Genomic DNA, 14,227 nt, shown 5'->3' on the forward strand with positions numbered 1-14,227 from the left:
GCGGTGGTGGAGACCGTCCGCGGCCCGATCGAGCCGGCCGCGCTGGGCCGGGTGCTGATGCACGAGCACCTTTTCGTGCTGAGCCCGGAATTCGCCGCCAACTACCCCGAGCACGAAGGGTTCCGGGAGGACGAGCACGTTCCCGAAGCGATCCGGCGTCTGAAGGAGCTGAAGAACGCCGGGATCGACACGATCGTCGACCCGACGGTGATCGGGCTCGGCCGCTACATCCCGCGCGTGCAGCGGGTCGCCGCCGAGGTCGAGGTCAACATCGTCGTCGCGACCGGGCTGTACACCTACCACGACGTCCCGCACTACCTGCACTTCCGCGGGCCCGGCACGCTGCTGCAGGGCGAGGACCCGCTGATCGGGATGTTCGTCGGGGACCTCCGCGAGGGCATCGCGGGCACCGGCGTCAAGGCCGGGCTGCTCAAGTGCGCGACGGACGAACCCGGGGTGACGCCCGGCGTCGAGCGCGTGCTGCGCGCGGTGGCGAAGGCGCACGTCGAGACGGGCGCGCCGATCATGACCCACACGCACGCGGGCACGCGGCGCGGGCTGGAGCAGCAGGCGATCTTCGAGTCCGAGGGCGTCGACCTGAGCCGGGTGCTCGTCGGGCACTCCGGCGACTCGACGGATCTGGGCTACCTCATCGAGCTCGCCGACCGCGGCTCGCTGCTCGGCATGGACCGCTTCGGCCTGGATCTGCTGCTGCCGTTCGAGGAACGGGTGAACACGGTCGCGGCGCTGTGCGAACGCGGCTACGCGGGCAGCATGGTGCTCTCGCACGACGCGTCCTGCTACATCGACTGGCTGCCCGCCGCGCAGCTGCCCGCGATCGCCCCCAACTGGCACTACCTGCACATCACCCGGGACGTCCTGCCCGCGCTGCGGGAGCGCGGGGTGTCCGAAACGGACATCACGACGATGCTCGTCGACAACCCCCGGCGGTTCCTGGCGTGGGCGGGCTGAGCCGTTATCCTGAGTCGTCCTGACGCGGAAGGGGGTACTTGCGGTGACCCGAGCAAGCACCCGTAAGCCGGGCGAAGCCACCGGCGACGACCAGGCCGCCGTGCCCCGGCGGCTGCTGGAGCACGCCACGAAGCTGTTCGCCAAGAAGGGCTTCGACCGCACGTCCGTCCAGGAGATCGTCGAGGCGGCGGGCGTCACCAAGGGCGCGATGTACCACTACTTCGGCTCGAAGGACGACCTGCTCTACGAGATCTACGCCCGCGTCCTGCGCGAGCAGACCCGCCAGCTGGAGAGCGTGGCCTCGTCGGGCGCGCCGCTGCGGGAACGCCTCGCCGCGGCGGCGTCCGACGTCGTGGTGTCCAGCATCGACAACCTCGACGACAACACGATCTTCCTGCAGTCGATGCACCAGCTGTCCCCGGACAAGCAGAAGGCGGTCCGCGCCGAGCGCCGCAAGTACCACGAGCGCTTCCGCGGTCTGGTCGAGGAAGGCCAGGCGTCGGGGGAGTTCCGCACGGACAAGCCGGCCGACGTGGTCGTGGACTTCTTCTTCGGCTCGGTGCACCACCTGGGCTCGTGGTACCGCCGCAGCGGCTCGCTGACGGCCCGCCAGATCGGCGACCACTACGCGGACCTGCTGCTGGACGCGCTCCGCCCGCCTGGTTAGTTGGCGGGGTGACCGAGTTCCCGCCGCTGCCCGTCGTCGACGACCTGACCGAAGCGGAGCGGCAGGTGCTCGAAGCCGCCCGGCACGGCCGGTCCTGCTCGGCCGATGCTCCGATACGCGCCGTCGTGCTGCGCGAACTGCTGCTCGGCCTCCGCGGCCCGGTGGACCCCCGCGGGGTACGGGTGGACGGCGCCCGGATCACCGGGGCGCTCGACCTGGACGACGTCGAGGCCGTCGCCGGGCTCGCTCTGGTGGACTGCGTGTTCGCCGATCCGGTCAGTGCGCAGTACGCCCGGATACCGTGGCTGGACCTGGCCGGCAGTGAGCTCACCGGCGGCTCCGGATGCGCGCTGGACGCCGAGGGCCTGCGGGCCGACGGCCTGCGCCTGTCGGGCACGCGGATCTCCGGCTCCGGGGAGTACGGCGCGCTCTGCCTGCGGGACGCCCGGATCGCCGGCCGGCTCCACCTCTCCGGCGCGGAGTCGACCAGCGCGGACGGGCCCGCGCTGTACCTCGACGGCCTGCAGTGCGGGCAGCTGCAGGCCGTCGGCCTGCGGGCGACCGGGGCCGGCGAGCTCGGTGCGGTCCGCATGCTCGGTGCGCGCGTCGACGGGCAAATGGACTTCGACGACGCCGAGCTCACCAACGGGTCCGGGCCCGCGCTGAACGCCGACGGCCTGGTCGTCGAGGGTGACCTGCGCCTGACCGGGGCGGCGGTGACCGGGGAACTCCGCCTGCTCGGCGCCCGGCTCGGGGAGGCCGACCTCACCGGGAGCACGCTGCGGGGCGGCGCCGGAACCGCGTTGGAAGCCGACCGGCTCCACGTGGGGGAGCTGCGCCTCCGCGAGCTCACGGCCACCGGATCCGGGGCCGCCACGATCAGCTTGACCGGTGCGCGAGTCGACGGGCAGTTCACCTTCGACGGCGCCGTGGTCGTCAACGACCGCGGCCGGGCGCTCAGCGCCGACGGCATCCGGGTCGGTGACACCCTCTCCGGCGAGGGGGTGAAGGCGACCGGCTCGGGCGAGTACGGCGCGCTCTGCCTGCTCGGCGCGCAGATCGGCGGGCACGTCGACCTCGAGGGCGCCGAGCTCGCCAACGACACCGGCGCGGCGCTGAGCGCCGACCGGCTCCGCGTCGACGGCTCCCTGCGCCTCGACGGAGTGACGGCGACCGGGTCCGGCGAGGGGGGCACGCTCCGCCTGCTCGGCGCCCGGATCGGCGGCCAGGTGACGATCGAGGACGCCCGGATCACCAGCGACACCGGCCCGGCCCTCTACGCCGACGGGCTGCGCGTCGAGGAAAACCTCTACCTGGCCGGCACGCACGCCACCGGCGCCGGCGACCGCGGCGCGGTCCGGGCGCACGCCGCCGAAATCGGCGGGCAGCTGCTGGCCGAAGGCGCCGTGTGCGTGAACGGGTCGGGCCCGGCGCTGAGCGCCGACGACCTCCGCGTCGGCACCTACCTCGACTTCACCGCCGTGACGGCGACCGCCTCGTCCGAGGTGGCTGCGGTGAGCCTGTCGGCGGCGCAGGTCGACGGCAAGGTGACCTTCGACGGTGCCGAGCTCACCAACGACGGGGGTCCGGCGCTGCTGGCGGACCGGTGCCGGGTCCGCGGGAGCTTGGCGTGCACCGGCCTGCGGGCCACCGGCAGCGGCGACCCGGCGGTCATCGGCCTGCTGGGCGCCCATGTCGGCGGCCTGCTGAGCTTCACCGGCGCCGAGATCGGCCATCGCGGCGGCGGCACGCTCGTGAGCTTCGAGGACGCGGTGGTCGACGGGCCGGTCTTCTTCCCCGCCGACGTGGTCGGCTCCGACGGCCTGGTGTTCTTCGACGGGTTCCGGTTCGGCTCGCTCGAAGACGTCTCCTGGCGGGAGTGGCTGGAGCTGATCCGCTCGCGCACCGCCGGGTACCGGCCCGGGCCGTACCAGCGGCTGGCCGCGGTGGAACGCGCGCACGGGCACGACGGCAACGCCCGGCAGATCCTCATCGCCCAGCAGCGGGACCTGCAGCAGCGGGCGCCCGAGGTGCTCGGCGGGTGGCCGGCGCGGTGGTTCCACCGGCTGTGGGGCGTCTTCGCCGGCTACGGCTACCGCGCGCGGCGGACGGCCGCCGCGCTGCTGCTCGCCGTGGTCGCCGCCGGGGGACTCGGGCTCTGGGCCGGGCACGTGGGCGACGGGCGCCATCGGGCCGCCGAGCGCGTCGCGGACCTCGCGGCCCCGGCCGGCACGCCGTGCACGACGGTCGAGCTCATCGGCGTCGGGCTGGATCGCGGGCTGCCGCTGTCGCCGGGCGTGCGCGGGCGGTGCGACCTCAACACCGGCACCGGGCCCGGCCAGGTGTTCACGGTGGCGATCTGGGCGGTGCAGGCCGCGGTCTGGGCGCTGGCCACGCTCGCGCTGGCCGGCTACGCCGGGCTGGTACGGAAGCCCGGCTAGTGCCGCTGGAGGTGGTCGAGCAGGAGGGCGATCACCTCGTCCGGCGCTTCCATCGCCATCCACTGGCTCGCGCCCTCGATGATCTGGAACCGGTACTCCGCGTCGATGTGGTGCACCGTCTGCTCCGCCGCGCTCTGGCCCAGGTACGGGTCCTCGCGGCCCCACAGGTACAGCGTCGGCACCGTGATGCGGCCCGCCGGGATGTCGAACTCGTCGTTCGTCGCGCCGCGATACCAATTCAACGTGGCCGTCAGCGCGCCCGGTTCCGAAAGGCGGGCCACCGCGCGTTCGACGATTGCGGCGGGAATCCGGCGATTGTAAACTGCGCGTAATTGCGCGGCTTCGTCGCGTAAGAGGTATTTCTCGGCTTTGCCGGCCGCCCGGCGGAAGAAGCGGATGTAGCCGAGGTCGTGGAACTGGCCGTCGTCGGTCGCCGCCGCGCGGCGGAGGGCCGACGGGTGGGGTGTCGAGAGCACCGTCAACGACCGCAGCCGGTCCGGGTGCGCGGCGGCGAGGGCCCAGGCCACCATGCCGCCCCAGTCGCGGGCGACCAGGTGGAACCGGTCCGCTCCCTGGCTGTCCGCGAACGCGAGGGCGTCACTCAGCAGGAGATCGAGGCGGTAGTGCTCGACGCCCTCCGGGCGCGCGCCCGCGGCGTAACCCCGCTGGTCGACGGCCAGCGCGCGGTACCCGGCCTCGCCGAGGGCGTGGAGCTGCTCGGTCCAGGCGTCGGCGAACTCGGGCCAGCCGTGCAGCAGCAGGACGAGCTCGCCCGAGGCGGGCCCGGCCGCGAGTGCGCTGTGGTGGTGACCGCCGACGGTGACGGTCAATTCCTCCAGCGAACCGGCGTCCGTCGGTGCGACGGCTGTTTCCATGGCGCACAGATTAGATCCGGGCGCCGGGAAGAACCATGGGGAGAAGGGCACTTTTGTCACCCTTTTGCCTGCGAAGTGTCCTGGGTCACAAAGTTTCCGCTCAGATGAGCGAAAACTCCCGCCGAAACTGAAGTTTCTTCATGAAACCGGCGGGTCAGCAGCCCAGCCGCCGGAGGTCGACCACGGCCTTGTCGAAGGTGAAGACGTCGGCGGGGATGTTCTTCGCGAGGCCCGCGGCGGTCCCCCCGCCGATGAGCAGGGACACGTAGCAGCCGTAGTCGATGGCGTACCCGTCGTACAGCCGGCCCGGGTGGCGCGGGTCGACCACGCCGCGCCGCAAGGGTGTCCACCAGCAATTGCGTGCCGCGCTGGGCCGGGCTCAACGCGGTGTTGGCGTAGCGGCCGCCCGTGGAGCCGATCGTCCGCAGGTCGAGGTAAACGGCGATGTCGCCGGTGCGCTCGACCAGTTCGTGCAGGTGCAGCAACGCGCGTGGGTCTTCCCGGTGCCGCGGCGGCCGAAAAGAATCTGGTGATCGGCCGAAGTGGTGCGATGCGCGGACACGGCCCGGCCCCGCCGGCGATCGGCGGGCCGGGCCGCGTCCGGGAACTCAGGCGGGCAGGTCGATCAGGTCCGCCAGCCGGGCGCGGTGCCGGCCCGGGGTGCCGAGGGCGATCTCGTCCGCCTTCGCGCGCTTCAGGTACAGGTGGGCCGGGTGTTCCCACGTCATCCCGATGCCGCCGTGCAGCTGGATCGCCTCCTCCGTCGCGTGGACGGCGATCGGCGCGTTGCGGGCCTGGGCCACCGCCACCGCGATCGGGACGTCGATCCCCGTGGCCAGCGCGTCGGCGGCGTTGCGGGCCGCCGCGCGGGCGAGGACCAGGTCCGTGTACAGGTTCGCCAGCCGGTGCTTGAGCGACTGGAACCCGCCGACCGGGCGGCCGAACTGGTACCGGCCCTTGAGGTAGCCCACCGTCTCCGTGAGCGCCCACTCGGCCACCCCGGTCTGCTCCGACGCCAGGATGCCCGCCCCGAACAGCAGCGCGTTCTCCAACGCCGAAGCCGCCTCCGGGCCGGACGCCACGAGCACCGCCGGTGCGTTCGCAAGCACCACGTCGGCCACGCGGCGCGTCAGGTCGAACGAGACCAGCTCCGACACGGTCGCCGCCGCGGCCTCGACCACGTACAGCCCGGGGCCGTCCGGGCCGGCGGCCGGCACGACCAGCAGGTCCGCCACCGACGCGTCGGCGACCGTGCCGATCCGCCCGGTGAGGGTGCCGTCCGGGGCCGCCGTCACCGACGACGGGAAGCCCGCGCCCGGCGCCGTCGACAGCGGCACGGCCAGCGCGCCGATCGCCTGCCCCGCCGCGAGCCGCCCGACGAAGTCGCGCGCGACCACGTGCACCAGCGCCGTCGTCGCCAGCACGACGCTGCCGAGGAACGGGACCGGCGCGACGCTGCGGCCCAGTTCTTCGGCCACGACGGCGACTTCGCGGGCCGACGCGCCGTGGCCGCCCAGCTCCTCCGGCACCGCCAGCCCGGCCACGCCCACCTCGTCGGCCAGCGTGCGCCACAGCTTCAGGTCGTACGGCTCGGCCGTCTCGACGCGCGCCAGCAGCGCTTCGGCGCCGGCCTTGGCCTTGAGCAGGTCCCGGACCGAAGCCCGCAGGTCCTCCTCCACGTCGGAGTAGAGCAGGTCACGCGGTGTTTGACTCATCGGGGGAGGTCCTTCCAGGCGACGTCCTTGTCGACGCGCGGCTCCGAGGGCAGCCCCAGCACGCGCTCGGCGATGATGTTGCGCAGGACCTCCGAGGTGCCGCCCTCGATGGAGTTGCCCTTCGCGCGCAGGTAGCGGTAACCGGCTTCGCGGCCGGTGAAGTCGACGATCGCCGGGCGCCGGAACGTCCAGTCGTCGTAGGCGAGACCCTCCTCGCCGAGCAGTTCGACCTCCAGGCCGGTGAGCGCCTGGTTCAACTCCGAGAAGGCGACCTTCATGGCCGAGCCCTCCGGCCCGGGCGCGCCGAGGGTGAGCTGCTGGCGCAGCCGGGTGCCGGCCAGCCGCAGCGTCTCCGCCTCGACCCAGTGCCGCACCAGCCGGTCACGCAGCTCCGGCGTGCGCAGCTCGGGCCGCTCGCGCCACGTCTTCGCGACGATCCCGATCAGGCCGCCCTCGCGCGGCTGGACGTGCCCGCCGATCGCGACGCGCTCGTTCATCAGCGTGGTCTGCGCGACCTTCCAGCCCTCGCCGACCGCGCCGAGGCGCTGGGTGTCCGGGATGCGGACGTCGGTGAGGAAGACCTCGTTGAACTCGGCCTCGCCGGTGATCTGGCGCAGCGGCCGCACCTCGACGCCGGGTGCGGTCATGTCGCACAGGAAGTACGTCATGCCCTGGTGCTTCGGCACGTCCGGGTCGGTGCGGGTGACCAGGATCGCCCACTGCGACTCGTGCGCGCCGGAGGTCCACACCTTCTGGCCGGTGACGATCCAGTCGTCGCCGTCGCGGACGGCCCGCGTGCCCAGCGCGGCGAGGTCGGAGCCGGCGCCGGGCTCGCTGAACAGCTGGCACCACACCTCCTCGCCGGTCCACAGTGGACGCAGAAAGCGCTCGCGCTGCTCCGGCGTGCCGAAGGCGAGGATGGTCGGCGCGGCCATGCCGAGGCCGATGCCGATCCGGCGCGGGTTGTTGTCCGGCGCGCCCGCCTCGGTGAACACAGTGTCCACAACGGACTGCAGGGCGCGCGGCGCGTTCTGCCCGCCGAGCCCGGCGGGGAAGTGGATCCAGGCGAGGCCGGCGTCGAACCGCGCCCGGAGGAACTCCAGCGGCTCGGTCGACGCGGGGTCGTGCGTGGCCAGGAACTCGGTGGCCTGGCGGGTCAGGTCTTCGGCGGTGACAGTCACTTCGCGCCCTCCGAGAGGTACTTCTTCAGTTCGCGCCGGGCCAGCGAGCGCTTGTGGACCTCGTCCGGCCCGTCGGCCAGGCGCAGCGTGCGGTTGCCGGCCCACATGGCGGCCAGCGGGAAGTCCTGGCTGACGCCGCCCGCGCCGTGCACCTGCACGGCCTTGTCGAGGATCCACTCCACGGTGCTCGGGGTGGAGATCTTGATCGCCTGGATCTCGGTGTGCGCGCCCTGGTTGCCGACGGTGTCCATCAGCCACGCGGTCTTGAGCACGAGGAGCCGCTGCTGCTCGATCTTGACGCGCGATTCGGCGATCCAGTCCTGCACCACGCCCTGCTGGGCGATCTGCTTGCCGAACGCCTCCCGCGAAATCGCGCGGCGGCACATGAGCTCCAGCGCGCGCTCGGCCATCCCGATGGCGCGCATGCAGTGGTGGATCCGGCCCGGGCCGAGGCGGGCCTGGGCGATGGCGAACCCGTCGCCCTCACCGGCGACGAGGTTCTCCACCGGCACCCGGACGTCTTCGAAGAGCACCTCGGCGTGGCCGCCGTGGTCGCTGTCGTCGTAGCCGAAGACGTGCATGCCGCGCTTGACCGTCAGGCCCGGGGCGTCGCGGGGGACCAGGATCATGCTCTGCTGCTGGTGCGGCGCGGCGTCCGGGTCGGTCTTGCCCATCACGATGAAGATCTTGCACGCGGGGTTCATCGCGCCGGAGATGTACCACTTGCGGCCGTTGATCACGTACTCGTCGCCGTCGCGGCGGATGGCCGTCTCGATGTTGCGGGCGTCGGAGGAGGCGACGTCCGGCTCGGTCATCGCGAAGGCGGAGCGGATCTCGCCGTTCAGCAACGGTTCCAGCCACTGCTTCTGCTGCGGCTCGGAACCGAACATGGCCAGCACTTCCATGTTCCCGGTGTCCGGCGCGGCGCAGTTGAGCGCGGTCGGGGCGAGCCGGATGCTGCGGCCGGTGATCTCGGCCAGGGGCGCGTACTGCAGGTTCGTCAGGCCCTGCCCATGCCTGCCGGCATTGGAGGCACCAACACTGCGGTCGCCGGGGAGGAAGAAGTTCCACAGCCCGCGCTGGCGGGCCTCGGCCTTGAGCTCCTCGACGACCGGCGGGATGGCCCACGGGTCGTCGCGTTCGGCGAGCTGCTGCTCGAACACCGGCTCGGCGGGGTAGATGTGCGAGTCCATGAACTCGAGGAGCCGCCCGCGCAGCTCCTCGGTCTTCTCGTCGAACGCGAAGTCCATTTACTTCTCCTCTTTGAGAATTTCGTTGCCGTGCGCGATCAGTGGCGCGACCCCGGCCCCGACGCCTTCGAAGCCGGCCCCGACCGTCTGCCCCCTGGTGAAGCGGAAGTGGATGCCTTCCAGGATCACGGCCAGCTTGAAGAACGCGAAGCTGACGTACCAGTTCAGCTGCGAAACGTCCCGCCCGGAGCGCTCGGCGTAGCGGGCGACGACCTCGTCGGTGGCCGGGTAGCCCGGCGCCGAGCTGGCGTTGGAGACGAACGGCAGCGACACCTTGTCCCGCTCGGCGTAAGCCACCAGCAGTGCCAGATCGGTCAGCGGGTCGCCCAGCGTCGACATCTCCCAGTCGAGCACCGCCGAAATCCGGTCGTTCCGGTCGACCAGCACATTGTCCAGCCGGTAGTCGCCGTGGATGATCGACGGCTCGCCGGACACCGGCACCGCCGCCGCGAGCCGGTCGTGCAGCTCGTCGATGCCGGGGAGGTCGCGGCTGCGCGACGCGTCGAGCTGTTTCTTCCACCGCCGCAGCTGCCGCTCCAGGAAGCCCTCCGGCCGGCCGAAGTCACCCAGTCCGACGGCGGCCGGGTCCACCGCGTGCAGGTCGACCAGGGTGCCGACCAACGCGTCGGCGATCGCCCGGGTGCGGTCCGCGCCGAGTTCCGCGAGTTCGTCCGCGGTCCGGTAGGGCGTGCCCTCGACGAAGCTCATCACGTAGAACGGCGCGCCGACGACGTCGGCGTCCTCGCACAGGAGCAGCGCTTCGGGTACCGGCACGGCGGTGGTCCGCAGGCCGGAGATCACCCGGAACTCGCGGCTCATGTCGTGCGCCGTGGGCAGCACGTGCCCGAGCGGCGGCCGGCGCACCACCCAGCGCGACCGGCCGTCGCCCACCACGTAGGTGAGGTTCGACCGGCCGCCCTCCACGACGTCCGCGGTCAGCTCCCCGGCGACCAGGCCGGGCCGGCGCGCGTCCAGGTGGGCGCGCAGGCGGCCCAGGTCGAGTCCTGGCGGGTTCATCCAGCCTCCTCAAGCTCGGTCCCGGAGAGCATACCGACTAGTCGGTATGACGTACAGCGGCCTCGGAGCGGCACTTCCCGTGAAAGTGCCGCTCCGACGGCGTCATGCGAGGAAACGCGTCACCCACTCGGCGACGCAAGCGGGCTTCGCTTCGCCGTCGATCTCGACCGTCCACTTCGACACCGCCTGCTTCCCGCCCGGGATGTCGGCGATCTCCACCAGCTCGGCCCCGGCACGCACCTTCGAACCGACCTTCACCGGCTGCGGGAAACGCACCTTGTTGAGGCCGTAGTTGATGCCCATCCGGATGCCGTTGACCTTGTAGATCTTCGGGCCGAACGCCGAAAGCAGCGACAGCGTCAGGAAGCCGTGGGCGATGGTGCCGCCGAACGGGCCGGCGGCCGCCATCGGCTCGTCCACGTGGATCCACTGGTGGTCGTCGGTGGCGTCGGCGAACTGGTTCACCCGTTCCTGGGTGATGGTCAGCCACTCGCTGTACCCGAGGTGCTCGCCGGCCGCGGCGGCGAACTCGTCGAGGCTCTGGAATTCCCGCATCGGCCTCAGTCCTTCGGTCCGCCGGCGACGTAGATGACCTGGCCGGAGACGAACCCGGCGCCCTCACTGACCAGGAACGACGCCAGGTTGGCGATGTCTTCGGGCGTGCCGACGCGCTGCACCGGGATCTGCGACGCGGCCGCCGCCTTGAAGTCCTCGAAGCTCATGCCGAGGCGCTCGGCGGTCGCCGCGGTCATGTCGGTGGCGATGAAGCCCGGCGCGATCGCGTTGGCGGTGACGTTGAACTTGCCCAGCTCGATCGCGAGGGTCTTGGTGAAGCCCTGCATGCCGGCCTTCGCCGCGGAGTAGTTGACCTGGCCGCGGTTGCCCAGCGCCGACGTGCTCGACAGGTTGACGATCCGGCCGTACTTCTGCTCGGTCATGTGCTTCTGCACCGCGCGGGTCATCAGGAAGGAGCCCTTGAGGTGCACGCCGAGCACGGAGTCCCACTCCTGCTCGGTCATCTTGAAGATCAGGTTGTCGCGGGTGATGCCGGCGTTGTTGACCAGCACGACCGGCGGGCCGAGCTCGTCGGCGACGCGGCCGACGGCCGCCTCGACCTGCTCGGCGTCACTGACGTCCAGCGCGACACCGACGGCCTTGCCGCCCTTGGCGACGATCGCCTCGGCGCCCTGCTTGACGCCGGCCTCGTCCAGGTCCAGCAGCCCGACGGCGAAGCCGTCATCGGCCAGCCGCGCCGCGACGGCGGCGCCGATGCCGCGGCCGGCACCGGTGACCACGGCGACACGGGAAGGGGAATCGGTCACGGGGACCTCCTCGTCGTTGAGAAGCGGGCTCGTGCCCGCGAGCCTACTAAGCGGTTGGTCACTCGACGATACGCGGGATCGATCCCCAAAGTGGTGATCGCCATGCGCAGGATCATAGCCATGACCGAGAGCGCAAAACGGACTACTCCGCTTGGGGGAACCGCTTCAGGTAGTCCGGTTCGCGGTGCTCTTGACTTGCCGCCGAAGACTGCTGTAGACGGGACGGCGCAATCCTCGACGACCGGTGTTCGCAGGACCGGGTGCCGCGGCGTTACGGGTGCAACCGGCTCGGCGAGGAACCGGCCGCGGATGTGCCGCGGGGAACCTGTTGCGCTTCAAGGCGAACGCCGGCTGACCGGACGCCGCACGCGAAGGTCAGCCTCCGGGCACGAGATCGCGCGCCCGGAGTTCGGCGTGGACCCGCACCGGCCCGTCCAAGCCCGCATCCCCGTCAGGCCCGCCTCTTCCGCGAGGCGGGCTTGACGGTCGGCTGACAAGGGGTGCCTCGACCGTTGCTTCGGGGGTGCCCGGAGGGACCGTGGTCACCAGGTCGACGAGGAACTCCATCGTCGTGCCCCTTTCAGAGCCGCGAGACCTGGTAGTGCGCGATCAGCCAGCGGTCCCCGGCGCGGCGGACGATGACGCTCAGGTGCACCGACAGCGTCGGCCGATCGGTGAAGCCGAAGTCGACACGGGCATACCCGAGGAGCACGTCTTCGGCCAACCGGCGGGTCTCCACGATCCGGTAGTCCGCCGTCATGCCCCGTGGCTGGGAGCCGTAATACGCCGCCACGCCGTCCCGGCCCACGCTGTACGGGTGCAGCCCCTGGAAGATCGCGTCCTCGGTGAAGACCTCCGCGACGCGCTCGGGCTCGTGCGCGTCGACCGCCGCCTTCCAGGCGTCCAGCACGCCGGTGAGGATTTCGGTGGCCATGGTCAGTGTCCCGCGCTTTGGCCGCCGTCGACGTGCAGGATCTCGCCGGTGACGAACGGCGCGCCCTCCAGGTAGACGACCGCGTCGACGATGTCGCCCGGGTCGCCGATCCGCCCGACCGGGTGCAGCGCGGCCAGGGCCTCGTGCGTCGAAGCCGGGTGCATCGGAGTGCGGATGATGCCCGGAGACACGGCGTTCACGCGGACGCCGCGCGTGGCGTACTCGACGGCCAGGGACTTCGTCACCGAGTTCAGGCCGCCCTTGGTCAGCGACGCCAGCGCCGAGGGCACCGCGCTGTTCGCGTGGTCGGTCAGGCTGGTGGTGACGTTGACGACGTGCCCGCCGCCGACTTCGAGCATCGCGGCGATCGCCCGCTGGGTGACCTCGAAGAAGGCACGCAGGTTCACGCCGGTCACCAGGTCGAAGTCGGCGGCGGTGTAGTCGGTGAACGGCTTCGCGACGAAGACGCCGGCGTTGTTGACCAGGGTGTCGACGCGGCCGAACGTGGCCAGGGCCTGCTCGATCACGCGGGCGCCGACGGCCGGGTCGGCGATGTCGCCCGCGACGGCCAGGATCCCGGCGTCGCCCGACGGGGTGATGGACCGCGAGTTCGCGACGACCGCGTAGCCGAGCTTGCGGTACGCCTCGACCAGTGCCGCGCCGATGCCCTGCGATGAGCCGGTGACGACCGCGACCTTCTGGGTGCTCATTTCTGTGGACCTCCTCGAAGTGGTGCTTCCGAAGCCGATGGTGTGCCGGACCCGAGCGCTTCGCCACGACCGGTTCGCTCTCACTTGAGAGGCGCAACCTCCCACCGCATTAAGCTGCCGCCATGGAGCTACGCCAGCTTCGGTACTTCGTGGCCGTCGCCACAGAGCTGAACTTCGGCCGGGCCGCCGAACGGCTGCGCATCGCCGGGCCGTCGCTGTCCCAGCAAATCAAGGCGCTTGAGCGTGACCTCGGTGTCCGCCTCTTCGACCGTGACCGCCGTTCGGTCACGCTGACCGACTGCGGGGAATCGCTGCTGCCCCAGGTCCGGGCGCTGCTGGAGCAGGCGGACGAGCTACGCCGCACGGCCGCGGGGATCGCGGCGCGCGAGCCGGTGCGGCTGGGCTACGTGAACTGGCGCCCGGCCGACCTGCTCGACCGGGTGGCGGGCGTCGCGCACCTGCACGTCGACACGTGGGTGCTGCCTTCGCACACCCAGCTGCGCCGGGTGGCCGACCGGAGCATCGACCTGGCGATCTGCTGGGCGAGGGCCGCCGAACTGGCCGAACTCGGTCTGGAAGCCCGCTTGATCGGCGCGGACCGGCTCTACGCGGTCGGCACCGGCACCGCCGAGGTCGCGGCCCGGGACGTCGTCGTGCTGGTCGACGCCGACACGGCCAGCTGGGCGTCGTGGAACGCCTACGCCGAGGAGTTCGCCCGGGCGACGGGCGCCGAGGTGGTGCACACCGAGGACGGGGGGTCCACGGGCCCGGCGCTGTTCGACCACGTCCGCCGGCTGCGGCGTCCGGTGCTCAACAACCCGAAGGGCCAGACGACGCCGGTACCGCCGGACCTCGGGCGGCGGCCGGTGGTGGACCCGGCACCGTTCTGGACGTGGTCCCTGGTGTCCCGCCGCGACGAGACCCGCGCGCCGGTCCGCGCGACCATCGCGGCGCTCACCCGGGACGTCGGCTCCCTGGACCTCGGCACCGGATGGCTGCCCGCCGACGACCCGCACGCCGTCGAGCGGGGCCGGCCCGCCTGACGGGCGGTCGCCAGGGGCAACGCGCTCGGGGGCGGCGTTCGCCTCGTCGTGGCACGGACATTCCTCCGGCGGTGTGGACCCGCAGCGTTGCACCGCGAGT

General features: G+C 72.0%; 14 protein-coding genes. 4 read left to right on the forward strand and 10 right to left on the reverse strand.

Features of this window, described 5'->3' with window-relative positions; genetic code table 11:
- The first annotated feature begins 3 nt into the window (after positions 1-3).
- The 3 genes from AB0M80_RS18925 to AB0M80_RS18935 are packed head-to-tail and all read left to right on the forward strand — an operon-like array spanning position 4 to position 4,080.
- Entirely contained in the window at positions 4-972 is a 969-nt protein-coding gene (locus tag AB0M80_RS18925) for a phosphotriesterase-related protein (RefSeq protein WP_364566088.1), read from the forward strand.
- 43 nt (positions 973-1,015) lie between these two features.
- Positions 1,016-1,639, forward strand: a complete 624-nt coding sequence (locus AB0M80_RS18930) for a TetR/AcrR family transcriptional regulator (RefSeq protein WP_103337831.1) — start codon at positions 1,016-1,018, stop codon at positions 1,637-1,639.
- Between the two features lie 8 nt (positions 1,640-1,647).
- Positions 1,648-4,080, forward strand: a complete 2,433-nt coding sequence (locus AB0M80_RS18935) for a hypothetical protein (RefSeq protein ID WP_364566090.1) — start codon at positions 1,648-1,650, stop codon at positions 4,078-4,080.
- On the opposite strand, the gene AB0M80_RS18940 is transcribed toward AB0M80_RS18935, so the two are convergent.
- From AB0M80_RS18940 to AB0M80_RS18985, 10 genes are all read right to left on the reverse strand, one after another.
- Positions 4,077-4,955, reverse strand: coding sequence for an alpha/beta hydrolase (locus tag AB0M80_RS18940; protein ID WP_364566093.1), 879 nt, complete (start codon positions 4,953-4,955; stop codon positions 4,077-4,079). The genes AB0M80_RS18935 and AB0M80_RS18940 overlap by 4 nt on opposite strands.
- A 154-nt stretch (positions 4,956-5,109) precedes the next feature.
- Positions 5,110-5,295, reverse strand: coding sequence for a hypothetical protein (locus AB0M80_RS18945; protein ID WP_364566096.1), 186 nt, complete (start codon positions 5,293-5,295; stop codon positions 5,110-5,112).
- Positions 5,296-5,563: 268 nt separating this feature from the next.
- A complete protein-coding gene (locus AB0M80_RS18950; RefSeq protein WP_364566099.1) occupies positions 5,564-6,670 on the reverse strand; it encodes an acyl-CoA dehydrogenase family protein in 1,107 nt (368 codons plus the stop codon).
- Positions 6,667-7,851 (reverse strand): acyl-CoA dehydrogenase family protein, encoded by a 1,185-nt coding sequence (locus AB0M80_RS18955; protein WP_364566102.1) that lies wholly within the window; start codon positions 7,849-7,851, stop codon positions 6,667-6,669. Before AB0M80_RS18955 ends, AB0M80_RS18950 begins: the two co-directional genes overlap by 4 nt.
- A complete protein-coding gene (locus tag AB0M80_RS18960; RefSeq protein WP_364566104.1) occupies positions 7,848-9,101 on the reverse strand; it encodes an acyl-CoA dehydrogenase family protein in 1,254 nt (417 codons plus the stop codon). Before AB0M80_RS18960 ends, AB0M80_RS18955 begins: the two co-directional genes overlap by 4 nt.
- The gene (locus AB0M80_RS18965; RefSeq protein WP_364566107.1) at positions 9,102-10,118 is read right to left on the reverse strand and encodes a phosphotransferase family protein; all 1,017 of its coding nucleotides are present in this window, start codon (positions 10,116-10,118) and stop codon (positions 9,102-9,104) included.
- Between the two features lie 102 nt (positions 10,119-10,220).
- The gene (locus AB0M80_RS18970; RefSeq protein ID WP_364566109.1) at positions 10,221-10,673 is read right to left on the reverse strand and encodes a MaoC family dehydratase; all 453 of its coding nucleotides are present in this window, start codon (positions 10,671-10,673) and stop codon (positions 10,221-10,223) included.
- A gap of 5 nt (positions 10,674-10,678) precedes the next feature.
- Complete coding sequence (gene fabG, locus AB0M80_RS18975; protein ID WP_364566112.1) at positions 10,679-11,440, reverse strand: 3-oxoacyl-ACP reductase FabG; 762 nt, start codon at positions 11,438-11,440, stop codon at positions 10,679-10,681.
- A 580-nt stretch (positions 11,441-12,020) separates the two neighbouring features.
- Positions 12,021-12,374 carry an SgcJ/EcaC family oxidoreductase gene (locus AB0M80_RS18980; RefSeq protein ID WP_364566115.1) on the reverse strand — a complete coding sequence of 118 codons (354 nt, stop codon included), beginning with the start codon at positions 12,372-12,374 and terminating at the stop codon, positions 12,021-12,023.
- Between the two features lie 2 nt (positions 12,375-12,376).
- The gene (locus tag AB0M80_RS18985) at positions 12,377-13,084 is read right to left on the reverse strand and encodes an SDR family oxidoreductase (RefSeq protein WP_364566117.1); all 708 of its coding nucleotides are present in this window, start codon (positions 13,082-13,084) and stop codon (positions 12,377-12,379) included.
- Between the two features lie 122 nt (positions 13,085-13,206).
- Here AB0M80_RS18985 and AB0M80_RS18990 point away from each other — a divergent pair, with 122 nt between their 5' ends.
- Complete coding sequence (locus AB0M80_RS18990; protein WP_364566120.1) at positions 13,207-14,127, forward strand: LysR family transcriptional regulator; 921 nt, start codon at positions 13,207-13,209, stop codon at positions 14,125-14,127.
- Positions 14,128-14,227 lie beyond the last annotated feature (100 nt).

Origin of the sequence: Amycolatopsis sp. NPDC051045 (assembly GCF_040682955.1) — a bacterium.
GTDB lineage: Bacteria > Actinomycetota > Actinomycetes > Mycobacteriales > Pseudonocardiaceae > Amycolatopsis.